Annotated in this window: 20 protein-coding genes; 5 read left to right on the top strand and 15 right to left on the bottom strand. The window is 54.5% G+C overall.

Translation table 11 applies throughout. The features are described 5' to 3' along the window. The first annotated feature begins 36 nt into the window (after nt 1-36). Nucleotides 37-816, top strand: coding sequence for an envelope biogenesis factor ElyC (gene elyC, locus USF70_RS03150; RefSeq protein ID WP_320735263.1), 780 nt, complete (start codon nt 37-39; stop codon nt 814-816). Here the strand turns inward: elyC and USF70_RS03145 are convergent. The 13 genes from USF70_RS03145 to USF70_RS03085 form a co-directional block, all read right to left on the bottom strand. Beyond that, the gene (locus USF70_RS03145) at nt 793-1686 is read right to left on the bottom strand and encodes a YcbJ family phosphotransferase (protein ID WP_023311002.1); all 894 of its coding nucleotides are present in this window, start codon (nt 1684-1686) and stop codon (nt 793-795) included. The genes elyC and USF70_RS03145 overlap by 24 nt on opposite strands. 142 nt (nt 1687-1828) lie before the next feature. After that, nucleotides 1829-2575, bottom strand: coding sequence for a 3-deoxy-manno-octulosonate cytidylyltransferase (gene kdsB / locus USF70_RS03140; protein WP_023311001.1), 747 nt, complete (start codon nt 2573-2575; stop codon nt 1829-1831). Next, nucleotides 2572-2754 (bottom strand): protein YcaR, encoded by a 183-nt coding sequence (gene ycaR, locus USF70_RS03135; RefSeq protein WP_006174474.1) that lies wholly within the window; start codon nt 2752-2754, stop codon nt 2572-2574. The genes kdsB and ycaR overlap by 4 nt, the downstream gene beginning before the upstream one ends. 45 nt (nt 2755-2799) lie before the next feature. Beyond that, complete coding sequence (locus tag USF70_RS03130; RefSeq protein WP_213787495.1) at nt 2800-4029, bottom strand: winged helix-turn-helix domain-containing protein; 1230 nt, start codon at nt 4027-4029, stop codon at nt 2800-2802. A gap of 44 nt (nt 4030-4073) precedes the next feature. Next, nucleotides 4074-5051 (bottom strand): tetraacyldisaccharide 4'-kinase, encoded by a 978-nt coding sequence (gene lpxK, locus USF70_RS03125; RefSeq protein ID WP_320735262.1) that lies wholly within the window; start codon nt 5049-5051, stop codon nt 4074-4076. Next, the gene (gene msbA / locus USF70_RS03120) at nt 5048-6796 is read right to left on the bottom strand and encodes a lipid A ABC transporter ATP-binding protein/permease MsbA (protein WP_033145094.1); all 1749 of its coding nucleotides are present in this window, start codon (nt 6794-6796) and stop codon (nt 5048-5050) included. Before msbA ends, lpxK begins: the two co-directional genes overlap by 4 nt. Before the next feature lie 36 nt (nt 6797-6832). After that, nucleotides 6833-9097 carry a ComEC family protein gene (locus USF70_RS03115; protein ID WP_320735261.1) on the bottom strand — a complete coding sequence of 755 codons (2265 nt, stop codon included), beginning with the start codon at nt 9095-9097 and terminating at the stop codon, nt 6833-6835. Between the two features lie 214 nt (nt 9098-9311). After that, entirely contained in the window at nt 9312-9599 is a 288-nt protein-coding gene (gene ihfB, locus USF70_RS03110; protein WP_008499965.1) for an integration host factor subunit beta, read from the bottom strand. A 170-nt stretch (nt 9600-9769) separates the two neighbouring features. Next, a complete protein-coding gene (rpsA, locus tag USF70_RS03105; RefSeq protein ID WP_014169387.1) occupies nt 9770-11443 on the bottom strand; it encodes a 30S ribosomal protein S1 in 1674 nt (557 codons plus the stop codon). A 111-nt stretch (nt 11444-11554) separates the two neighbouring features. Continuing rightward, entirely contained in the window at nt 11555-12238 is a 684-nt protein-coding gene (gene cmk / locus USF70_RS03100; RefSeq protein WP_013097305.1) for a (d)CMP kinase, read from the bottom strand. A 185-nt stretch (nt 12239-12423) separates the two neighbouring features. Then, entirely contained in the window at nt 12424-13707 is a 1284-nt protein-coding gene (gene aroA / locus USF70_RS03095; protein ID WP_033145092.1) for a 3-phosphoshikimate 1-carboxyvinyltransferase, read from the bottom strand. 69 nt (nt 13708-13776) lie between these two features. Further along, on the bottom strand, nt 13777-14865 hold the full coding sequence (gene serC / locus USF70_RS03090) for a 3-phosphoserine/phosphohydroxythreonine transaminase (RefSeq protein ID WP_029739497.1): 1089 nt from the start codon (nt 14863-14865) through the stop codon (nt 13777-13779). A gap of 162 nt (nt 14866-15027) precedes the next feature. After that, nucleotides 15028-15720: a DUF421 domain-containing protein gene (locus USF70_RS03085; protein WP_320735260.1), complete on the bottom strand. Its 693-nt coding sequence runs from the start codon at nt 15718-15720 to the stop codon at nt 15028-15030. A gap of 127 nt (nt 15721-15847) precedes the next feature. Between USF70_RS03085 and ycaO the strand changes: the two genes are divergently transcribed. The 4 genes from ycaO (at nt 15848) to pflA (ending at nt 22151) form a co-directional block, all read left to right on the top strand. Then, nucleotides 15848-17608 carry a 30S ribosomal protein S12 methylthiotransferase accessory factor YcaO gene (gene ycaO / locus USF70_RS03080; RefSeq protein WP_320735259.1) on the top strand — a complete coding sequence of 587 codons (1761 nt, stop codon included), beginning with the start codon at nt 15848-15850 and terminating at the stop codon, nt 17606-17608. 406 nt (nt 17609-18014) lie between these two features. Continuing rightward, on the top strand, nt 18015-18872 hold the full coding sequence (focA, locus tag USF70_RS03075) for a formate transporter FocA (protein WP_008499974.1): 858 nt from the start codon (nt 18015-18017) through the stop codon (nt 18870-18872). A 51-nt stretch (nt 18873-18923) separates the two neighbouring features. Next, nucleotides 18924-21206 (top strand): formate C-acetyltransferase, encoded by a 2283-nt coding sequence (gene pflB / locus USF70_RS03070; protein ID WP_033145088.1) that lies wholly within the window; start codon nt 18924-18926, stop codon nt 21204-21206. A gap of 204 nt (nt 21207-21410) precedes the next feature. Then, nucleotides 21411-22151: a pyruvate formate lyase 1-activating protein gene (gene pflA / locus USF70_RS03065; protein ID WP_023310991.1), complete on the top strand. Its 741-nt coding sequence runs from the start codon at nt 21411-21413 to the stop codon at nt 22149-22151. Nucleotides 22152-22187: 36 nt separating this feature from the next. On the opposite strand, the gene USF70_RS03060 is transcribed toward pflA, so the two are convergent. Together USF70_RS03060 and USF70_RS03055 are read right to left on the bottom strand one after the other, a co-directional pair. Continuing rightward, nucleotides 22188-22709, bottom strand: coding sequence for an anti-virulence regulator CigR family protein (locus USF70_RS03060; protein WP_023310990.1), 522 nt, complete (start codon nt 22707-22709; stop codon nt 22188-22190). A gap of 123 nt (nt 22710-22832) precedes the next feature. Further along, nucleotides 22833-23981 (bottom strand): MFS transporter, encoded by a 1149-nt coding sequence (locus USF70_RS03055; protein WP_320735258.1) that lies wholly within the window; start codon nt 23979-23981, stop codon nt 22833-22835. Nucleotides 23982-24078 lie beyond the last annotated feature (97 nt).

The following is a 24078-nucleotide window of genomic DNA, read 5'->3' as shown; positions in this document are numbered from 1 at the left end:
TCACCTGCTATATGGTCAAAAAAGGAACCAAAAAGGATGCTTTTTACCCTTAAGAAATACATTGGAGGGATGATGCTTCCCCTTCCGCTGCTGCTCATCACCATCGCGCTGGGGCTGGCGCTGGTGTGGTTCAGTCGCTTTCAGAAGAGTGGCAAAACGCTTATCACGCTCGGCTGGTTTGTCCTGCTGCTGTTGAGCCTGCAGCCGGTCGCGGATGGCTTGTTACGCCCCATCGAAAACACGTACCCAACATGGCAGGGAAATCAGAAAGTGGCGTACATCGTGGTACTGGGCGGCGGATATACCTGGGATCCTGACTGGGCGCCCAGTTCAAACCTGATCAACAACAGCCTGCCACGGCTAAACGAAGGCATTCGCCTCTGGCTGGCGAACCCGGGTTCAAAAATGATCTTCACTGGCGCGGCGGCCAAAACAAACCCGGTGAGTACGGCTGAAGCGGGCGCCAGGGTCGCAGAATCCCTCGGCGTGCCGAGTTCCTCGATTATCACTCTGGACAGTCCAAAAGATACCGAAGAAGAGGCTGCCGCAGTGAAGCAGGCAATTGGCGATGTCCCGTTCTTACTGGTGACCTCCGCCTCACACCTGCCCCGCGCGATGATTTTCTTCCAGAAGCAAGGCCTGCACCCGCTTCCCGCACCGGCAAACCAGATGGCTATCGACGCGCCGCTCAACCCGTGGGAACGGGCGATCCCATCCCCGGCCTGGCTGATGCATAGCGATCGCGTCGGTTATGAGACGCTCGGACGCCTCTGGCAGTGGCTGAAAGGATCGTCAGGCGAGCCAGGGCAAGAGTGATTTTGTTGCCAGATCGAAATTTGCGCGATTAAAACGTCCGGTGTTGACCAACTGCGCGACTTCGTCCCAGAGCAGGTAAAGCCAGCGCCGCCAGAGAAACGCTTCTGCAACGGGCGCGCGTTGAAGGTAGTGCCACAGTAAACCTTCCGCCGCCCCGCTGTCGCTGAGCCTGAACAGCTCGTATTCGCGCGGAGCCCAGAGCATGATCCCCGGCCCGAGCATCGCCAGAAGCTGATCGCTGCGGGAGTCCTTGAGCATGCTGCGCAGGGTGAAATTACCGTGGATCAGCACGCAGTTGTCATTAAAACCGTCGAATAGCGCCGGTAAGCACTCGCGGGTGCGAAACAGAATACGTTTGTCCTGCATGGTTAAACCGGTATTGTTGAACTGGTTAAGCGTTCCCCACAGCACTTCGACCCGCTGGCGATACCACAGCGGCCACAGGTTTTCCTGAGTGCTGTCGACCGGACCGACAAGCCCGCGGCTATCCTGACGGTGCCAGGCCAGCAGCGCCTCGACAATCTGGTCTTTTAACTGCTCCCAGCGTTCCGGCGTGCGCGCGGGCGCTTCAACGGGCACGCCGCGTAAACGCTCAATCAGCAGCACGTCCGGGCCGGGGTGTTCCTCGTGGGTCATCACGCCGTACACCGTCGGCATACGGACGGTTCCCTCCCGTGCCAGCATCGACATTTTCCATGCCAGCTGCCTGGCAACGCCCGGCGAGGTGAAACTTCTGGCCATCAGCGGCATTGGGTTGCCCTGACTGTCATACAACGACCAAAGCGCGGTATCGGCCTTTTCACTCACGCATTCGACCCGGCTTAATTTCTCACCCAGCAGATGGCTAAGTTCGGCACGCAGCTGTTCCATATGAGATTACCCCCATTAAGACTACTGCTTTTATAATGAGCGTCCTGAAGGGAGATGTCACCCGGAAGAGAACAATTAGGAAAAAGAAAGAGGAATTATCGAGGGAGAGAACATCCCTCCGACAGGAGGGATGCAGGCGGTATTAGCGCAACTCGGCGCGAACGCGCTCAAGATCTTCCGGCGTATCAACGCCCGTTCCAGGCACTTCGCTGGCAACGGCAACGTGAATTTTTTCGCCGTACCAGAGCACGCGAAGCTGCTCCAGCATTTCGATATGCTCCAGCGGACTCGGCGCCCAGGTAACATATCGACGAATAAAACCGGCGCGATAGCCGTAGATCCCGATATGACGCAGGAAAGTATCACCGATTGTCTCTTTAGAGAGCGCAAAGCGATCGCGATCCCACGGGATCGTGGCGCGTGAGAAATAGAGCGCATAGCCTTCGGCATCCATGACCACCTTCACCGCATTGGGATTGAATGCCTCTTCAGCGTGGTGAATGGGCACCGCGAGCGTCGCCATACCGACCTGACGCTGAGCCAGGTTTTCTGCCACCTGACGGATAATCACCGCCGGGATCATCGGCTCGTCGCCCTGCACGTTCACGATGACCGTATCATCACTGAAGCCACATTTCTCAACCACTTCCGCCAGACGCTCGGTGCCGGACTGGTGATCGGCGCGGGTCATGCATACCTCACCGCCTGCCGCCTCAACCGCACGGGCAACGTCAGGATGATCGGTAGCAACAATCACGCGATCGGCACCGGATTCACGCGCACGCTCAAGGACATGCACAATCATCGGCTTGCCGTTGATATCCACCAGCGGTTTACCCGGAAGACGCGTTGAGGCATAACGCGCAGGAATAATGACAACAAAACTCATGGTTTGCTCTCTTCTGCCACCAGGGAACGAGCTTCATTTTCCAGCAGCACCGGAATGCCGTCACGCAGCGGGAAAGCCAGGCTGTCCAGCTTGCAAATCAGCTCCTGTTTGTCCTGGCTGTAGTAGAGTTTGCCGTTGCATACCGGGCAGGCAATAATTTCAAGTAAACGGTGATCCATAGTTCCTCCGTATGGGTAATCGCTAAAGCTTAACACATTCCCTTTTCAGGGAGTGCCTGTTTCCCAGCCACTTCGACAGGATGTAAACAGTCCGTCGGGTACCCGGCCCAGCGTCACGTCGCGGGCACCCTGCCAGCGCGCGAATTCGCTAATGGCGGACGTTAACCCTTTTTCCAGGCTCGCCGTCACCCTGACGCCCTCTTCCAGATAAAGCGCAATGATTTCAAGCGTGCCGGTCTTGCGGTGCATTTTGGCGTCCATACGCCCGACCAGTTGCCCCTTATGCAGCAGCGGGAGAACAAAGTAACCATACTGGCGCTTTGGCGCTGGGGTATAACATTCCAGCCGGTAGCTAAAATCGAACAGCTGCTCGGCGCGTTTTCTGTCCCAGACGACCGGGTCGAAAGGCGACAACACCGCACTGTGGGTTGCCTGAAGTTTCCCCTCCTGGGCCAGAGGCAGTAGCGGGAGGAGATCCGCATGCAGCCACATTTCGCCCAGCGTTTCCACCGTGACGGGGATGATGCGCTGTTCGCGTTGCCAGATATCCAGCAGCGGTTTCAGCGCGGGCTGGCGAAGGCGATAATAATCAGCCAGCCATTGCGGGCGGAAAATTCCCAGGCTGCGGGCGCTGTTTTCGAGCATGATAGCCTCGGCCGCCTCCTGGGTAAGCAGGTCACGCTCGTCGTCCCAGTGCGGCATCACGCGATGCGTCAGGTCGTAGACGCGCTGAAAATTACGCCGCTCAATCACCATGACTTTGCCAGAGGTAAACAGCCCTTCGAGATGACGTTTATGCGGCTTCCACTCCCACCAGCCGCTGGTGCCTTTGCGCGGGTGTTCAAAATCGGCGGAGCGTACGGGACCGTTTTCCTGAATATGCGCGATAAGCTGCTCAATTTCGGCAGCATGTTCCAGCATCCACGCCTGACGGTATTTCCAGCCCATCTTTTGAGGGGCAAGCATACGGTGGCGAACCAGGGCAAAATCGCTGCGGGGCAGGAAGCAGGCTTCGTGCGCCCAGTACTCCATTAACTCCCCCTTGCTGAGCGCCTCATCCAGCCACTGCGAAGGATAATTTCCCAGACGGCTAAACAGCACCAGGTAAGGGCTACGGGCCACAATGTTAATGGTGTCAATTTGAAGCAGCGACATGCGCTGGACGGTAGAGAGAATATCGGCAGGCTGCGCGCGGCGGCGGGGCTTTTTAAGCAGCCCCTGCGCGGCAAGGTGTAAATGACGTGCGGCTGAAAGCGAGAGTTGCGGTAAAGACATGCGTTATCCTGTCAGTCAAAGCGCCACCAGAACCGCGTAAGCGTTTATTTCACCAACGCAATCAGTTCCTTGAGCAAACGTTCCGGCTGCTCGCCGCTGAGTTCAGCGTCAACCGGCAGATACCACCAGTTTTCTTTCGCGAAGGCACGGCATTTCACCGCATCTTTTTCGGTCATGATCAGCGACTGCCCGGGTACGGTCAGGGCGTCGACCTGCCCTTCCACCAGCGCCTGGTGGTCGGCCAGCGGAACGCGTTTTTCCAGCCGGGCACCGCACTGTTCCAGCGTCGCGAAGAAGCGCGGCGGATGGCCAATCCCCGCCATCGCCACCGGTGAAGGCAGCTCAGCAACCGACCGGCGTTCACCCGTCACCAGGTTGATCGCCAGGCCCGGCTGCAGGTACATCGGGATTTCACCCGCTTTTGCCTCACCGCCGTTCACAATCACCGCATCAACGGACTTAAGACGCGAAGCGCGTTCGCGCATAGGGCCGGCCGGCAGCCACCAGCCGTTACCGAAGCGGCGAACCCCGTCGATGACCACAATCTCTTTATCACGCGCCAGGGCGTAATGCTGCAGGCCATCGTCAGTGATAATAATTTGTACCGCGTGTTCGGCAAGCAGTGCCTGAACGGCGTTGCTGCGCACCGGGGAGACCGCAACCGGCGCGCCGGTACGCTGGAAAATCAATACCGGCTCATCACCCGCTTCGGCAGTCGTGGTTTCCGCCGTCAGCAGCAGCGGATAACGCGCCGCTTTACCACCATATCCGCGCGATACCACCCCCGGGCGGATACCGCGTTTTTGCAATTGCTCCACCAGCCAGATCACTACCGGCGTTTTACCGTTGCCGCCCGCCGTAAGATTACCGACCACCACAACCGGAACCGGCGCGCGCCAGGCGCGCTTCAGCCCCAGACGGTAAAGCAGACGGATAATGCCGCTCACCAGGCCGTAGAGCCAGGAGAGCGGCAAAAGCAGGAGCCACAGCGGGGATTCACCGGACCAGATGCGTGCAATCATTCGCCAAACTGCATCTTATGAAGCTGGGCGTAAACGCCGCGGTGTTCCAGCAAATCAGCATGGCTTCCGCGTTCAACAATGATACCGTCCTCAACCACGACGATTTCGTCAGCCTGCTCGATAGTCGACAGACGGTGCGCAATCACCAGCGAGGTACGGTTCTTTTGCAGCTCATCCAGGGCAGACTGAATAGCGCGTTCAGATTCCGTATCCAGCGCGGAGGTCGCTTCGTCCAGAATCAGAATTGGGCTATCGCGCAGCAGCGCACGCGCAATGGCGATACGCTGACGCTGACCGCCGGAGAGCAGCACCCCGTTCTCACCGATTATCGTATCCAGACCGTTATCCATCTTGTTGATAAAGTCCATTGCGTAGGCCATACGCGCGGCATTCTCAATCTGCTCACGGCTGTATTCATCCGTGCGCGCATACGCAATGTTGTTTGCCACAGTATCGTTGAACAGGTGCACGTTCTGGGAAACCAGCGCCACCTGGTTACGCAGCGACTGCAGGGTATATTCCCGCAGGTCATGACCGTCCAGGAGGATCTCACCTTCGTTAATATCGTAGAAACGGGTGATCAGGCTGGCAATGGTCGATTTACCCGAGCCGGAACGGCCCACCAGCGCCACGGTTTTACCCGCCGGAATGGACAGGTTGATATTACGCAGCGCCGGCGTTTCACGTCCAGGATAGGCGAAAGTGACATTGCGGAATTCAACGTCACCACGGGCGCGCTCAATCTCGCGAGTACCTTCATCTTTTTCCTGTTCGGAATCCAGAATGCTGAACAGCGTCTGACAGGCGGCCATCCCGCGCTGGAACTGGGCGTTCACGTTCGTCAGGGATTTCAGCGGACGCATCAGGGCGATCATTGAGGAGAAGACCACGGTGATGGTACCCGCCGTCAGCGTCTCCATCACGCTAGGGAAACTTGCCGCATAGAGGACGAATGCCAGCGCCAGTGACGCAATCAGCTGAATAATCGGGTCAGAGATGGAAGAGGCCGAGACCATTTTCATCCCCTGCAGACGCATTTTATTGCTGACTTTATCAAAGCGTTTGGTTTCGACGTCCTGACCGCCAAAAATCAGAACTTCTTTATGCCCTTTCAGCATCTGTTCCGCGCTGGTCGTCACCTGCCCCATCGTGTTCTGCATATTCTTACTGATATTGCGGAAGCGCTTTGAGACGACGCGGATAGCAATAGAAACTATCGGTGCCAGAACGATAAGGATGATCGACAGCTGCCAGCTGTAATAGAACATCATCGCGAACAGGCCGATGATTGACGCGCCCTCACGCACAACGGTGATCAGCGCGCTTGAGGACGAGGAGGCAACCTGCTCTGAGTCGTAGGTAATACGGGACAGCAGCGTCCCGGTAGACTGCTTGTCAAAGAACGAGACCGGCATGCCCATCATGTGGCTGAACAGGCGACGGCGCATGGTCATCACCACTTTCCCTGATACCCAGGAAATACAGTAGCTGGAGATATAGCTGGTGATGCCGCGTAAGATCATCAGTCCGATAACCACCAGAGGCATCCATAGCAACACTGAGCGATCCGTTTTACCAAAACCGTCGTCCAGTAACGGTTTGAGAAGCGATAGCATAAAAGTATCGCTGGCTGCGTTGAGGATTAACGCTACTCCCGCCACGATCAGGCCTGTTTTAAAGGGCGCAATCATCGGCCAGAGTCGGCGGAAGGTTTGCCACGTGGAGAGATCTTTGTCGTTATGCATTCAAAAAACCAGCATTCGTTGAAATAGCCGCATATTCTACCCGTTATCGACGGGCTCGCCAAACCACTGATGATACCAAACGGGTAAAAATTGCTCTCGCAAGCGCCGGATTTGCCAGTGATGTTGCGAGAATGTCACCGATATTTGTCCAGAATGAGGGGTATCGTGCCAGATGTACCCCTCTTTTCGATAGCGTCGGACAACTTTTGCCGACGGGAATCGCCATGCGTTATAGCGGGCCGCTGAATCCAGGGCGATCTGACCTTCCACCCGCTGCACCAGCGGCAATGAAGAAGAAGTATTGCTGCCATGATGGGGCACCTGTATAAGCGTAGACGTCAGATAACGCCAGTAATGGCTAAGCATAGCCTGTTCCGCCTGCGCTTCAATGTCCCCCGTTAGCAGAACGCTCTGCTCACCGTCGTCCACCTTTACCACGCAGGAATGGTTGTTTCCCTGAGCCGGGTAATTTTCGGGGGGCCAGTGGACGGTGAAGGAGAGTCCCTGCCATTTCCATCTCTGCCCGCGAAAACAGGGGCGATGCCCCGCCTGGCGCAATGGGCTTCTTACCCACGCGTCAGGCCACGCTTTTTGCAACGATGCGAGTCCTCCCGCATGGTCGAGGTGCTCATGACTGAGAATAACGCCTTCAGGCCGCAGGTGATGCCAGCGAAGCCACGGGATGATCAACCGCTGCGCGCTATCCCCGCCCGGCCAGGCGAGCCCGGTATCATAGAGAATGGCTTTTCCCTGCCGTTCAATGACCATCGCCAGCCCCTGCCCCACATCCAGCATATGCAGCGTCCAGCTCTCGCTTTTTTCCGTTCGCCAGAGAGGAAATGTCAGTAAGACACTTCCTGCCAGACAAACGGCTGGAAGGGTTTTCCAGGCACGAAAGCGCCAGCCGATGATGATAAGCCAGGGCAGTAATGTCATGTACTCCCAGCGTTGGTCGACATTTTGCCAGCCGTCAGGCAGGCGCATGAGGAGCCAAAACAGCCCCGCAAGTGACTTATCGGCTGCGAACCAGACAATGCTTTCCAGTGCCGCCAGCGGTAGGAGATGAAGCAGCATACCGAGCAGGATCAGCGGCACGGAGACAAACGTCACCAGGGGAACGGCAAGGAGATTCGCGACCAGAGAAGAAATGCTGAAGCCATGGAAAATCAGGACCTGTAGCGGCATCAGCAGCATCAGCATACCCACCTGCAGATAGATCAGGTTCAGCAGCGGCCGTAGACGTCGTGCCCTGCGCCAGCCAGGAAGAGGTAGCCACTGAAACCAGAAAATCAGCGCGGCGACGGCAAATGCAGACAAGAGCAGACTCTGCGAGAGTATGGCTAAGGGATCGCTTATCAGGATTGCCGCGATACAGCAAACCCACACCTGCCAGGGAGACCATTGTCGGGCAGCGATCCGCAACATTGCAAGCACAGCAAGCGCGATGACCGTTCGTAGCGCAGGCGGTTGAAGACCGGTAAGCCAGGCGTAGAAAGCGGCAAAGCATAACCCGGCCAGAAGAGGCATTTGCCAGTGGATCCGGTGGCTGGGTAATAAAAACTGGAGCCCACGTGCGAGTAACCAGGCGAGGGATGCCGCCAGCGCGATATGCAGTCCCGAAATCGCCATCAGATGCAGCGTCCCGGTTTCACGCATCAGGTCTTGTATTTCCCGGGGCACATCCAGACGTTCACCCATTCCCAGTCCGAGGATAACTGCCCCCCATCGGTAAGCAGAAAGGCGGTTTTGCAGTGACATGAGATATTGCGCTCGCAGGCTGCAGCGTCCATCAACGAGTTCCGCACGGGTGAAACGCCCGCTCAGCGTTTGATGGCGGGCAAAAGCGCTGCGCTGAGAATCATAACCGCCGTCGTTCAGCTCGCCGTGGGCAGGCCTGAGCCTGAGCGTCATGGTCCAGCGCTGACCGGCACACGCTTTCTGTGGCAGATAATTGCCATACAGCGTTATGCCGGTAGAGGCCCACCAGCGCTTGCCATCAATGCTAAGAATGTTTCCCTGATGCTGCGTTGCGCCATCTGTGGCGGTGATCGCTACCTCAGCCTGCACGGCCCCCGTGGTTAAATGCTGCATCGGCCAGACGCTCTCCTTCGCAGCCAGAATACCCCACACGCAACATAACAGCGTGATACCCGCATACTTCAGTCGTACGTTTCGCCGTGCGGCCAGCACGATCCCGCCAACAATCATTATCCACACGGTGTGACGTGATGGCAGTTCAGGTAACCAGAGTAACGGGGCTATCGCCAGAATGGCGCAGATACTAAGCGCGGGAATTCCCATTGCTACCTCCCTGTTTCAGAGGGGCAGTATGTAATCAGGTAGAAGGAATTGTCAGATGGTAAGAATGCGTTTTACAGCGCGCGCTGTGCTGTTTTTATCGGTTTGCAGAAAACGAAACGGAAAATGCGGGGTATCTTCAGAATGAAAGCGACAGAGACAAAAAAAGCACCCGCAGGTGCTTTCTTTCGAACCCAGTTTAACCGACTGGCTAAACTCAGTTACCGTAAATATTGGCGCGATCGCGCAGTTCTTTACCCGGCTTAAAGTGTGGAACGTACTTACCTTCCAGCTCGACTTTATCGCCAGTTTTCGGGTTACGCCCGGTACGTGGAGCACGATAGTGCAGAGAAAAACTACCGAAACCGCGGATTTCAATGCGCTCGCCCTGGGCAAGAGTGGAGGCCATATGCTCCAGCATCTCTTTTACGGCATCTTCCACTGCCTTGGCAGGGATATGCGGTTGCTGACTGGCAAGTCTTTCAATCAATTCTGACTTGGTCATGATTCCTCCGGTTCCTTTCAAACCAATTAGCTGAACAGCTCATTAAACAAGGGCGGCCGTAGCCGCCCTTTGTTATTGATTACAGGACGAATCCTGCAATCTGTCAAGTTTGCTCCTCATCCTTCACGCTGTAAATGCGTTACAGCGCAAATGATGCTGAGAACCTGATATTACTCGCCTTTAGCTGCTTTGAAAGCTTCAGCCATTGCGTTGTTAGAGAAGTTTGCATCTTCCTGTTTGTTAACAGTTGCGATTGCATCTTTCTCATCAGCTTCGTCTTTAGCACGAACAGACAGGCTGATTGCACGGTTCTTACGGTCAACACCGGTGAACTTAGCTTCAACGTCGTCGCCTACGTTCAGAACCAGAGTGGCATCTTCAACGCGGTCACGTGAAGCTTCAGAAGCGCGCAGGTAACCTTCAACGCCGTCAGCCAGTTCTACGGTTGCGCCTTTAGCGTCAACTGCAGTCACTTTACCGTTTACGATTGCGCCTTTCTTGTTCAGTGCAACCCAGTTGTTGAACGGATCTTCTGCGAGCTGTTTAACGCCCAGGGAGATACGCTCACGCTCTGCGTCAACCTGCAGAACAACTGCAGCGATTTCGTCGCCTTTTTTGTATTCACGAACTGCTTCTTCGCCTGCAACGTTCCAGGAGATGTCAGACAGGTGAACCAGGCCATCGATGCCGCCGTCCAGGCCGATGAAGATACCGAAGTCAGTGATAGACTTGATTTTACCTTCAACACGGTCACCCTTGTTGTGGGTTTCCGCGAACTGCTGCCATGGGTTGTTTTTGCACTGTTTCAGGCCCAGGGAGATACGACGACGTTCTTCGTCGATATCCAGAACCATCACTTCCACTACATCACCAACGTTAACAACTTTGGATGGGTGGATGTTTTTGTTGGTCCAGTCCATTTCGGAAACGTGCACCAGACCTTCAACGCCTTCTTCGATTTCAACGAAGCAGCCGTAGTCAGTCAGGTTGGTTACGCGACCAGTCAGTTTAGTACCTTCTGGGTAACGCTTAGCGATAGCTACCCATGGATCTTCGCCCAGCTGTTTCAGGCCGAGGGATACACGAGTACGCTCGCGGTCGAACTTCAGCACTTTAACAGTGATTTCGTCGCCCACGTTCACGATTTCGCTTGGGTGCTTAACGCGTTTCCACGCCATGTCGGTGATGTGCAGCAGGCCATCAACGCCGCCCAGGTCAACGAATGCGCCGTAGTCAGTGAGGTTCTTAACGATACCTTTGACTTCCATGCCTTCCTGCAGGTTTTCCAGCAGCTGATCGCGTTCTGCGCTGTTTTCGGATTCGATAACGGCACGACGGGATACAACAACGTTGTTACGCTTCTGGTCCAGCTTGATTACTTTGAACTCAAGCTCTTTGCCTTCCAGGTGCAGAGTGTCACGAACTGGACGAACGTCTACCAGAGAACCTGGCAGGAACGCACGAATACCATTCAGCTCAACAGTGAAGCCACCTTTAACTTTGCCGTTGATAACACCGACCACAGTTTCAGCTTCTTCGTAAGCTTTTTCCAGCGTGATCCATGCTTCGTGACGTTTAGCTTTCTCACGAGAAAGCAGGGTTTCACCGAAGCCGTCTTCTACTGCGTCCAGAGCAACGTCAACTTCGTCACCTACCTGGATTTCCAGCTCGCCCTGGGCGTTTTTGAACTGCTCTGCCGGAATGGCGGACTCAGATTTCAGACCGGCGTCAACCAGTACTACGTCTTTGTCGATAGCAACAACAACACCGCGAACGATGGAACCCGGGCGGGTTTCGATTGTTTTTAAGGATTCTTCAAACAGTTGAGCAAAAGATTCAGTCATGTTTAATCTTCAGGTTAATATTAACGTCCACCTGGCTCCGTGCCGGATGGGGTTGTTTCACATACCCGCCGTCAATCCATTGCAGCGGGGGTACTGCTAAATCGGTCACGATTACGCGAGTGCCAGTTTTTGGCGCGCATATTGTAGCGCTTTTTCAATCACTTGCTCAATAGTTAAACTGGTTGAATCCAGAACTAATGCATCTTCTGCAGGAACAAGTGGGGCGACGGCGCGGTTACGATCGCGGTCATCGCGCTCTTTTATCTCGGATAAAAGGCGATCAAAGTTAACACTAAACCCCTTTTCCTGCAACTGAAGCATGCGGCGTTGAGCACGTTCTTCCGAAGAGGCGTCGAGGAAAATTTTCACAGGTGCATCAGGGAATACCACGGTTCCCATATCGCGTCCGTCAGCGATCAGACCCGGGGCTTCACGGAACGCGCGCTGACGACGTAACAGCGCCTCGCGAACGCGCGGGAACGCCGCGACCTGAGAGGCCGCATTAGCTACTTCCTGCGTACGGATTTCGCCGCTCACGTCTTCCCCTTCAAGGATGACTTCCAGGTTGCCATCGGTCGATACGAAACGCACATCCAGATGCGCAGCCAGCGGAACCAGCGCTTCTTCAGACGCTACATCCACATGGTGATGTAGCGCGGCCAGCGCCAGCACGCGATAGATTGCTCCCGAATCTAAAAGATGCCATTGCAATGCTTCCGCCATCGCTTTGCACAGAGTACCTTTCCCTGCGCCACTCGGCCCATCAATGGTGATTACCGGGGCAACTGCCGTCATCTTTTTCTCCTTAAATAAGGCATACCGTTTACATGAACGCCGCGCATTATACGCGCCAACGTGCGCAACTGTTACCTTTGCGTGCAAATTACGGAATGATTGAAGCAGAGTGTAGAAGAAATGAGCGGAGGTGTTCGTAATGAAGCGTAAGCAAATGCCGCATCGGGCGATGCGGCAAGGCGTTATCAGGCCAGCGTGCTAATGCGTGCCAGCTGTTCGAAGTAGTCCGGGAAGGTTTTCGCGGTACATTTCGGGTCAAGAATCGTTACAGGCGTATCTGACAGCGCCACCAGCGAGAAGCACATCGCCATGCGGTGATCGTTGTAGGTGCCGATTTCCGCAAACTGCAGTTTTGCCGGAGGGGTCACGCGAATGTAGTCTTCGCCCTCTTCCACCTCGGCACCGACTTTTCGCAGCTCTGTCGCCATTGCGAACAGGCGGTCCGTCTCTTTTACGCGCCAGTTGTAGATATTACGCAGCGTGGTCGTGCCTTTGGCAAACAGCGCCGCCGTGGCAATGGTCATCGCCGCATCCGGGATATGGTTCATGTCCATGTCGATGGCGTTCAGCTCGCCGTGGGTACAGGAGATGAAGTCATCGCCCCAGGTGACAATGGCACCCATTTTTTCCAGCACGTCCGCAAAACGGATGTCGCCCTGCACGCTGTTACGGCCAATACCGGTCACTTTTACCGTGCCGCCTTTAATCGCCCCCGCAGCCAGGAAGTAAGACGCGGATGACGCATCCCCTTCAACCAGGTAGTTGCCCGGAGACTGGTACTGCTGCGCCCCGCGCACCACGAAGCGCTGATAGGACTGATTTTCCACCTCAACGCCGAAGGTTTTCATCAGGTGCAGCGTGATATCAATGTACGGTTTGGAGACCAGCTCACCTTTAATGGTGATAACCGTATCCTGCGGTGCCAGCGGCGCGGTCATCAGCAGTGCCGTCAGGAACTGGCTGGAAACGCTGCCGTCAACCTCGACGTTACCGCCGGTAAAACCGCCGCGCAGACGCAGTGGCGGATAGTTTTCCTGCTCCAGATACTCAATCTGCGCGCCGCCCTGACGCAGGGCGTCCACCAGGTGACCAATCGGACGCTCCTTCATGCGCGGCTCGCCGGTCAGCACGATGTTGTTGCTCCCCAGGCACAGGGCCGCCGCCAGCGGGCGCATCGCGGTACCCGCGTTGCCCAGAAACAGCTCAAGCTCTTCGCCCGAACGCAGCGCGCCGCCGTTGCCGGTCACTTCGCAGCGGGTACGATCGTCGGAGAGAGTGTAATGAACGCCCAACGCTTTCAGCGCATTGAGCATATGGCGCACGTCATCGCTGTCCAGCAGGTTTGTGAGGACGGTGGTGCCGTTTGCCAGAGCTGCCAGCAGCAAAGCGCGGTTCGAGACACTTTTTGAACCAGGCAGATTAATGGTGCCATCTACCCGCGCGATAGGTTGTAACGTCAGGGATTCCATGAAAACTAAACTCTCAACTCAACATAATAAAAACCCCGCAGGGACGCTGCGGGGGTGAAAAACAGCAAATTAACCGTGACGACGTTCGAAGTCGATCATGAAATCCGTCAGGGCTTTAACGCCTTCCAGCGGCATCGCGTTATAGATGGAGGCACGCATGCCGCCAACGACACGGTGACCTTTGAGCGCATGCAGACCTGCCGCGAAGGACTCTTCCAGGAACACTTTGTCCAGGCTGCTGTCCGCCAGCTGGAACGGCACGTTCATGCGGGAACGGTTCGCTTTCGCCACATCGTTGCGGTAGAAATCGCTCTTGTCGATCACGCCATACAGCAGTTCAGCTTTCTGCTGATTGACCTTGTCCATCTGCGCCACGCCGCCGTTTTGCTTCAGCCATTTGAAGACCAGGCCGGAGAGATACCAGGCAAACGTTGGTGGGGTGTTGAACATCGAATCGTTATCGTTCAGCACGGTGTAATCGAGAATCGAAGGACAGGATTTATGTGCTTTACCCAGCAGGTCTTCACGCACAACGACGATAGTCAAACCGGCCGGGCCGATATTTTTCTGCGCGCCCGCATAGATAACGCCGTAGCGGCTGACATCAATTGGCGCAGACAGAATGGTGGAGGAGAAGTCGGCGGCAACCACGACATCGCTACCGAAGTTTGGCGTCTCGTCGATGGCAATCCCGTCAATGGTTTCGTTCGGGCAGTAGTGCAGATACGCTGCGTTATCGGAAAGCTGCCACTCGCTCATTGGCTTCACGGCGCGCAGACCGTCAACGGTCACTTTGGCGTCGATAACATTCGGCGTGCAGTATTTATGCGCTTCTTTAACGGCGCTTGCCGCCCAGTAACCCGCGTCAACGTAGTCAGCCGTCGTTTTGTCGCCGAGGATATTCAGCGGAACGCCTGCAAACTGGCCGCGTCCACCGCCGTGACAGAACAATACTTTGTAGTTCGAGGGAATATTCAGCAGATCGCGAAAATCCTTTTCTGCCTCTTCCGCCACCTGAATAAACTCTTTACCACGGTGGCTGATTTCCATCACCGACGTACCGAGACCGTTCCAGTCACAGAGTTCCTGTTGAGCCTGTTTAAGCACGTCTGCCGGTAACATTGCCGGACCTGAACTGAAATTAAAGACTTGAGCCATTTCCCCTCACCACGCTAAAAGCCATAAGTTATAACTGTGGATATCGGTTTTATCATTCAGTGACACGCGCCGCAATGTCTAAAACTTATGACCCGTGAAATGTGCCCCGCGTCACACAAAACAATCTGCCGCCTCGCCAGGACAAAACCGACAAAATGGCTGTCAGGTGATGCGTTTGGCCCGGCTAACCTTCGTCCATTCCGGATTTGCACAGCGGGGGCATAATTGGCGATCCCCCGGCTGCATCGCGACTACATGGCTACATCTTACGCAAGCATACTCGCCTGCCTCAGGTACGGTTCTGAAACGCTCGATCAGCATATCCGGCAGGATACACAGTCCCGGCTTCACCTCGTCGTCAGGATAGTAATAGACGCTGATCTGCCCGTTGGTTTCCATGATCGCCAGACGCACCTGCCCGAGCTGTTCAACGCTGTTCAGGCGAAGCTCCATAAAGAACTCAAACTCGGTCATATTGGCGCTTTGTACATTTTCCCAGGCCAGCTGTCCGTCCTCGACGATAACGACCGGCTTCCCTTCAAGCAGATCTTCCAGCTTTTCGCTTTTCGACATCAGCCACATGACAAGGCGATAAAGTAGCGCCAGTGAGACAAAAACGATAAACACCGGCACCATCGGCACGTCGTCATAAAAGGCGACGTCACCCGCCGCCGAGCCCAGCGTAAGGATGATCAACACCTCAAAGAGCGACATCTGCCGCACGCCGCGGCGGCCGGTGATTTTAAGAAACAGGAAGACGAGGACGAAGGTATACAGGCTGCGCAGCGCCACTTCGCCCAGAAATTCAGGAGGAACTTTATCAAACGCCATCCGCTGGAGATCAAATGCTTTCATTTTTCTATGCCTTAACAGTCAGTTACTGCCACTAAGCATAGCCCAGCCTTTTATTTTCGCCGAAGATAGCACCCGTCACGCAAAACCCGTATCATTGCGCGCTTTACGTACGATAAAAGTGAACGCCATGACTCAAACGTTTATCCCCGGCAAAGACGCCGCTCTGGAAGATTCCATCGCTCGCTTCCAGCAGAAACTGACCGACCTGGGTTTTAACATCGAAGAAGCCTCCTGGCTCAATCCGGTGCCTCATGTCTGGTCCGTGCATATTCGCGATAAAGACTGTGCCCTGTGCTTTACCAACGGTAAAGGCGCGACGAAAAAAGCGGCACTGGCCTCTGCGCTGGGTGAGTATTTTGAGCGTCTGTCCACCAACTATTTCTTCGCTGATTTCTGGCTGGGCGAAACCATCGCTAACGGCCCGTTCGTTCACTATCCAAATGAAAAATGGTTCCCGCTGACCGAAGATGACGAGCTGCCGGAAGGTATTCTCGACGCGCGCCTGCGTGCCTTCTACGATCCAGACAGCGAACTGACCGCCAGCATGCTGATCGATCTGCAGTCCGGAAACGACGATCGCGGTATTTGCGCCCTGCCCTTTACCCGTCAGTCTGACGAGCAGACCGTCTATATCCCGATGAACATCGTCGGCAACCTGTATGTATCCAACGGCATGTCCGCCGGTAACACCCGCAATGAAGCGCGCGTGCAGGGTCTGTCTGAAGTCTTCGAGCGTCACATCAAAAACCGCATTATTGCCGAATCCATCAGCCTGCCTGAAATTCCGGCAGACGTGCTGGCGCGCTACCCGGGCGTAGTGGAGTCCATCGCCAAGCTGGAAGCCGAAGGTTTCCCAATCTTTGCCTATGACGGCTCGCTGGGCGGTAAGTATCCGGTTATCTGCGTCGTGCTGTTTAACCCGACCAACGGTACCTGCTTCGCCTCATTCGGCGCGCACCCTGACTTCGGCGTGGCGCTGGAGCGTACCGTTACCGAGCTGCTGCAGGGCCGTAGCCTGAAAGATCTCGACGTCTTCACCCCGCCAACGTTTGACGATGAAGAAGTGGCCGAGCATACCAACCTTGAAACCCATTTCATCGACTCCAGCGGTTTAATTTCCTGGGATATGTTCAAGCAGGACGCCGACTATCCGTTCGTGGACTGGAGCTTTGCCGGGACCACGGAAGAAGAGTTCGCCACGCTGATGGCCATCTTCAACGCGGAAGATCGGGAAGTCTACATTGCCGACTACGAACATCTTGGCGTCTACGCGTGCCGCATTATCGTTCCGGGCATGTCCGACATCTACCCGGCTGAAGATCTGTGGCTGGCCAATAACAGCATGGGCGCGCACCTGCGCGAAACGCTGCTGGCTCTGCCGGGCAGCGAGTGGGAGAAAGAAGATTATCTGAACCTGATCGCCCAGCTGGACGAAGAAGGCCACGATGACTTTACCCGCGTACGCGAACTGCTGGGCCTGGCGACCGGTAAAGACAACGGCTGGTATACCCTGCGCATCGGTGAGCTGAAAGCGATGCTGGCCCTGGCGGGTGGCGATTTGGATCAGGCCCTGGCCTGGACCGAGTGGACCATGGAATTCAACCAGTCGGTCTTCTCTGCCGAGCGCACCAATTATTACCGCTGCCTGCAAACCCTGCTGCTGCTGGCCCAGGAAGAGGATCGCGAGCCGCTGCAATACCTGAATGCTTTCGTGCGGATGTACGGAGCTGAGGCCGTAGAAGCAGCCAGTGCAGCCCTGAGCGGCGAAGAGCCGTTCTTTGGCCTGCAGGCTGTTGATAGCGATCTGAAAGCCTTCCCGGCGCATCAGTCGCTGCTGAAGGCCTACGAAAAACTGCAGAAAGCAAAAGCCGCTTACTGGTCAAAATAAGCGCACATAACATTACCAGCTGTAGGCGTATTCAATCGTCTGGGCTATATTACGGGGCAATTTCATTGCCCCGTTTTTTATTTTCTTCGGCAATGACTTTTGATTGTAATAATAAAGTTAAACATGGGTAAATATAATAATATTTACCTGGGCTTTACTGTTACTTTTTATGGTAAATACTCCATATTAATTAACTGTGTCAGAGGTGGCTGAACGAAAAAATTCAACTCTTTTCATAACTTTTAAAATTTATTTTTATACGGATAATCAAATACTTACTCCGCATTTGCTGTAAAACCATACACACTGCGGGCCTATAAGCCAGGCGAGATATGATCTATATCAATTTCTCTTCTATAATGCTTTGTTAGTATCTCGTCGCCGACTTAATAAAGAGAGAGTTAGTGTGAAAGCTGACAACCCTTTTGATCTTTTACTCCCTGCTGCGATGGCCAAAGTTGCCGAAGAAGCGGGTGTCTATAAAGCAACGAAACACCCGATGAAGACGTTCTATCTGGCGATCACGGCTGGTGTGTTCATCTCTATCGCTTTCGTCTTCTACATCACCGCCACCACCGGTACTGCCGGAATGCCTTTCGGCATGGCCAAACTGATTGGCGGCATTTGCTTCTCACTGGGTCTGATTCTCTGCGTCATCTGCGGCGCCGACCTCTTCACCTCAACGGTGCTGATTGTCGTGGCAAAGGCCAGCGGAAGAATTACCTGGGGTCAGCTGGCACGTAACTGGCTTAACGTCTACGTGGGTAACCTGGTTGGCTGTCTGCTCTTTGTTTTGTTGATGTGGCTTTCTGGCGAGTATATGACCGCCAACGGTGGCTGGGGCCTTAACGTCCTGCAAACCGCCGACCACAAAATGCACCACACATTTATCGAAGCCGTTGCTCTCGGCATCCTCGCTAACCTGATGGTCTGCCTGGCTGTATGGATGAGCTACTCGGGTCGTAGCCTGATGGACAAAGCCTTAATTATGGTTCTGCCGGTTGCGATGTTTGTTGCCAGCGGCTTTGAGCACAGTATCGCGAATATGTTCATGATCCCAATGGGCATTGTCATCCGCGACTTTGCAAGCCCGGAGTTCTGGACCGCAGTTGGTTCATCCCCGGAAAGTTTCTCTCACCTGACTATTATGAATTTCATTACTGATAACCTGATCCCTGTCACTATCGGGAACATTATCGGTGGGGGTCTGTTAGTTGGGTTGACATACTGGGTCATTTACCTGCGTGGCGACGATCATCATTGATGGTTTTCTCAGGCAGTAAATAAAAAATCCACTTAAGAAGGTAGGTGTTACATGTCCGAGCTTAATGAAAAGTTAGCCACAGCCTGGGAAGGTTTTGCGAAAGGTGACTGGCAGAATGAAGTAAACGTACGTGACTTCATTCAGAAAAACTATACCCCGTATGAAGGTGACGAATCCTTCCTGGCTGGCGCAACTGACGCGACCACCAAGCTGTGGGACAGCGTAATGGAAGGCGTTAAACTGGAAAACCGCACTCACGCGCCAGTTGATTTTGACACATCCGTTGCTTCCACCATCACTTCTCACGATGCTGGCTACATCAACAAAGCCCTTGAGAAAATCGTTGGTCTGCAGACTGAAGCACCACTGAAACGCGCAATCATCCCGTTCGGTGGTATCAAAATGGTTGAAGGTTCCTGCAAAGCGTATAACCGCGAGCTGGACCCAATGCTGAAAAAAATCTTCACCGAATACCGCAAAACCCACAACCAGGGCGTATTCGATGTTTACACCAAAGACATTCTGAACTGCCGTAAATCTGGCGTTCTGACTGGTCTGCCAGATGCGTATGGCCGTGGCCGTATCATCGGTGACTACCGTCGCGTTGCGCTGTACGGTATCGACTTCCTGATGAAAGACAAGTACGCGCAGTTTGTTTCCCTGCAGTCCGATCTGGAAAACGGCGTAAACCTGGAAGCGACTATCCGTCTGCGTGAAGAAATCGCTGAACAGCACCGCGCGCTGGGTCAGATCAAAGAGATGGCGGCAAAATATGGCTGCGATATCTCTGGTCCGGCGACCAACGCTCAGGAAGCTATCCAGTGGACCTACTTCGGCTACCTGGCCGCAGTTAAGTCTCAGAACGGTGCAGCAATGTCCTTCGGTCGCGTATCCACCTTCCTGGATGCGTACATTGAACGCGACATCAAAGCAGGCAAAATCACCGAGCAAGACGCTCAGGAAATGATTGACCACCTGGTTATGAAACTGCGTATGGTTCGCTTCCTGCGTACTCCTGAATACGATGAGCTGTTCTCTGGTGACCCAATCTGGGCAACAGAATCAATCGGTGGTATGGGCGTAGACGGTCGTACTCTGGTAACCAAAAACAGCTTCCGCTTCCTGAACACCCTGTACACCATGGGTCCTTCTCCGGAGCCGAACATCACCGTTCTGTGGTCTGAAAAACTGCCTCTGAACTTCAAGAAATTCGCCGCAAAAGTGTCCATCGATACCTCTTCTCTGCAGTACGAGAACGATGACCTGATGCGTCCGGACTTCAACAACGACGATTACGCTATCGCTTGCTGCGTAAGCCCAATGGTTGTTGGTAAACAAATGCAGTTCTTCGGTGCGCGTGCAAACCTGGCGAAAACCATGCTGTACGCAATCAACGGCGGCGTTGATGAAAAACTGAAAATGCAGGTTGGTCCTAAGTCTGAGCCGATCAAAGGCGACGTTCTGAACTTCGACGAAGTGATGGAACGTATGGATCACTTCATGGACTGGCTGGCTAAACAGTACGTCACTGCGCTGAACGTAATCCACTACATGCACGACAAGTACAGCTACGAAGCCTCTCTGATGGCGCTGCACGACCGTGACGTTATCCGCACCATGGCGTGTGGTATCGCTGGTCTGTCCGTTGCTGCTGACTCCCTGTCTGCAATCAAATATGCGAAAGTTAAACCAATTCGTGACGAAGACGGCCTGGCTGTAGACTTCGAAATCGAAGGTGAATATCCGCAGTTTGGTAACAACGACTCTCGCGTTGATGACATGGCGGTTGACCTGGTAGAACGTTTCATGAAGAAAATTCAGAAACTGACTACTTACCGTAACGCTATCCCGACTCAGTCTGTTCTGACCATCACCTCTAACGTTGTGTATGGTAAGAAAACCGGTAACACCCCAGACGGTCGTCGTGCTGGCGCGCCATTCGGCCCAGGTGCTAACCCAATGCACGGTCGTGACCAGAAAGGTGCGGTTGCCTCTCTGACCTCCGTTGCTAAACTGCCGTTTGCTTACGCGAAAGATGGTATCTCTTATACCTTCTCTATCGTGCCAAACGCGCTGGGTAAAGACGACGAAGTGCGTAAAACTAACCTCGCGGGTCTGATGGATGGTTACTTCCACCACGAAGCGTCCATCGAAGGTGGTCAGCACCTGAACGTGAACGTCATGAACCGTGAAATGCTGCTCGACGCGATGGAACACCCTGAGAAATATCCTCAGCTGACCATCCGCGTATCTGGCTACGCAGTACGTTTTAACTCCCTGACTAAAGAACAGCAGCAGGACGTTATCACCCGTACTTTCACTCAGTCCATGTAAGTGGAATTGACTGAAATCACGCGTTAAAAAGCGTACAATAAAGGCTCCACGTCAGTGGGGCCTTTTTAGCACCCTCTCCACCTCAGTCTCTTTTGTCCGCTATCTATACTCTATGGATATCAGCCAAAACAGACTTCAACACAGCCGGCTTTGAGCTGTGCATACTCAGGCCCCGGACGGGCCGATGCTGGAGATATCACCGCAATGTCAATTATTGGTCGCATTCACTCCTTTGAATCCTGTGGCACCGTCGATGGCCCGGGTATCCGTTTCATCACCTTTTTCCAGGGCTGCCTGATGCGCTGCCTGTACTGCCATAACCGTGACACCTGGGATACCCATGGCGGTAAAGAAGTGACCGTTGAAGACTTGATGAAAGAGGTGGTGACCTACCGCCACTTTATGAACGCGTCCGGCGGCGGCGTCACCGCATCCGGCGGTGAAGCCATTCTGCAGGCCGAATTTGTCCGCGACTGGTTCCGTGCCTGCCACAAAGAAGGCATTCATACCTGCCTCGACACCAACGGCTTTGTACGCCGCTACGATCCGGTTATCGACGAGCTGCTTGAAGTGACCGATCTGGTGATGCTCGATCTCAAACAGATGAACGATGAGATCCACCAGAACCTCGTTGGCGTCTCAAACCACCGCACGCTGGAATTCGCCAAATACATTGCCGATAAAGGCATCAAAACCTGGATCCGCTACGTGGTGGTTCCCGGCTGGTCAGATGACGACGACTCCGCGCACCGCCTGGGGGAATTTACCCGCGACATGGGCAACGTCGAGAAAATCGAGCTTCTGCCCTATCACGAGCTGGGTAAACATAAATGGGTAGCAATGGGCGAAGAGTACAAACTCGATGGCGTGAAGCCGCCGAAGAAAGAGACGATGGAACGCGTCAAAGGTATTCTTGAACAGTACGGCCACAAGGTGATGTATTAAAGAAAAGGCCCGGTGAGAACCGGGCCTTTTTATATTCTATTTAAAGACGCCGTTAATAACGGAGGTCACAATGGCTGTACTCAGCGCAATTAAGACCAGGTCATCTCCGACCACGCGCCATTCATAGCCCGGGTAGGAAGGAAGCTGGCCCAGCATTGAGGCCGGCACGGTTTTCTTCGCAATGCCCGGAGGCAACGGCTTACCGCGCGCCAGGTTTTTCGCGATACCCGGAGGCAGAGAGTCATAGCCCGTTAAGCCATAATTCAGCGCCAGATGGCGGGCATGATCGAAGCTCACGCGAGCGTCGACATCGTTACCGACATCTTTACTGCTTTTAAAACTTTTATCCGATTTTCCAGGGTTATCCTGACCGTTATTTTGCTTATTGCCATGGTTACCAGAATTCCCGTTACCATGATTACCGCCATTACCTTGCCCGCCACCGTTTCCGTGACCACCGCCATTCCCGTTTCCAGGATTAGCCATGACCGGAGCCGTTGCAAACGTTAAAGACAACACTACGGCAAGTGCGGTAGTGGAAAAACGACGAATAGACATGATTGCTGCCTTATAGTGGTAGGACTCACATGAATTATCGCCTGGCGCAATAAACAAACAATAAGTAAAACTCTTAGTTGTGACAGGGACAAAAAAGCCTGTCATCGACAGGCTTTTATTTAATCAGGCATGTGCCACAGGCGTTGGATGCTCGCCTGCTTTGCGCAGCAGCATCAAGAGATAAATAAACGACACGCTGGCGATCATGATAAACAATAAATTATCGGAATAATTCTGCATCAGCATCGCGGTAAACGTCGGCCCTAATAAACTGCCTATGGTATAGCTCAGTAACAGCGCCTGGTTCATTGCCACCAGCTGGTGATGTTCAACTTTCTCACAGGCCCAGGCCATCGCGACCGGATAGAGCGTAAAGCCGGCCGCCCCGAGAATAAACAGCGCAGGCGCCATCGCGGCGCTGCTGAGCATGGCAAGGCATCCCATGATGACCACAAAGACCTGCACGCGCAGCACCAGCAGACGACCGAAGCGGTCCGCCAGACGGCCAATCGGCCACTGCCCGACGATCCCCGCACTCACCATCACCGCCATCCAGAAGCCAATTCCAGAATCGCTGACGCCCTGATGATTCAGATAGAGCGGCATCAGGCCGTAGAGCGAGCCCAGTACAATCCCCGAGATAATGCAGCCGTTAACGCCCAGGCGCGCCTGACGGAGTCTGAGCATCGGCCAGACGTGGGTCGCTTCCTGATGCTCGCTGTTCTGGTTCACAATGCGCGTGAAGAGCAGCGGCAGGATCGCGGCGAGCACCATGCCCGTTACCCACGGCAGAACGCTCATCAGATCGGTTGGCAGCTTGCTGACCATCAGTTGCCCCAGCACGGTGCCGACGTAGTAAACCATCATATAGGCCGCCAGCAGGCGTCCACGGTTGCGCGAAGTGCCGCTGCACATCAGCGCGCTTTCAACCACCACCCAAATCATCGCGCAGCCTACGCCTGCGATAAAGCGCCATGCCATCCAGCTCCAGAAGCCGACCATCAGGCCCAGCCCGGCACACCCGGCGGCGAAAATCAGCGAAGCCAGATAATAGCTGCGATTAAAGCCAAAGCGCTTAATCAGGCTCCCGGTCATTAGCGTACCCAGCAGGTTCCCGGTAAAAAAGGACGAGCTGACCATACCCACCTGCCAGGTCGGTAAGTTTTCATGGGCGAGCCATAGCGGGACGAGCGTATTTAACACTGCGATCGCCAGGGTCAACAGAAGCAGGCCACAAAGCAACAGAAGCACTGGCCGGGTATAGGTGGTCATGGATTAAAAACCGTGAGGAAGTTCAGATTTCGTGCGCATCATGCCACTGGCAAAACCAAAGTCAATCCACTGATTTAGCCGCCTCGCACAATATGTT

Origin of the sequence: Enterobacter sp. 237C8 (genome assembly GCF_034106865.1) — a bacterium.
Lineage (GTDB): Bacteria > Pseudomonadota > Gammaproteobacteria > Enterobacterales > Enterobacteriaceae > Enterobacter > Enterobacter asburiae_B.
The sequence above is the reverse complement of the archived record's forward strand: the minus strand, read 5'-3'. Positions and strand labels throughout refer to the sequence as shown.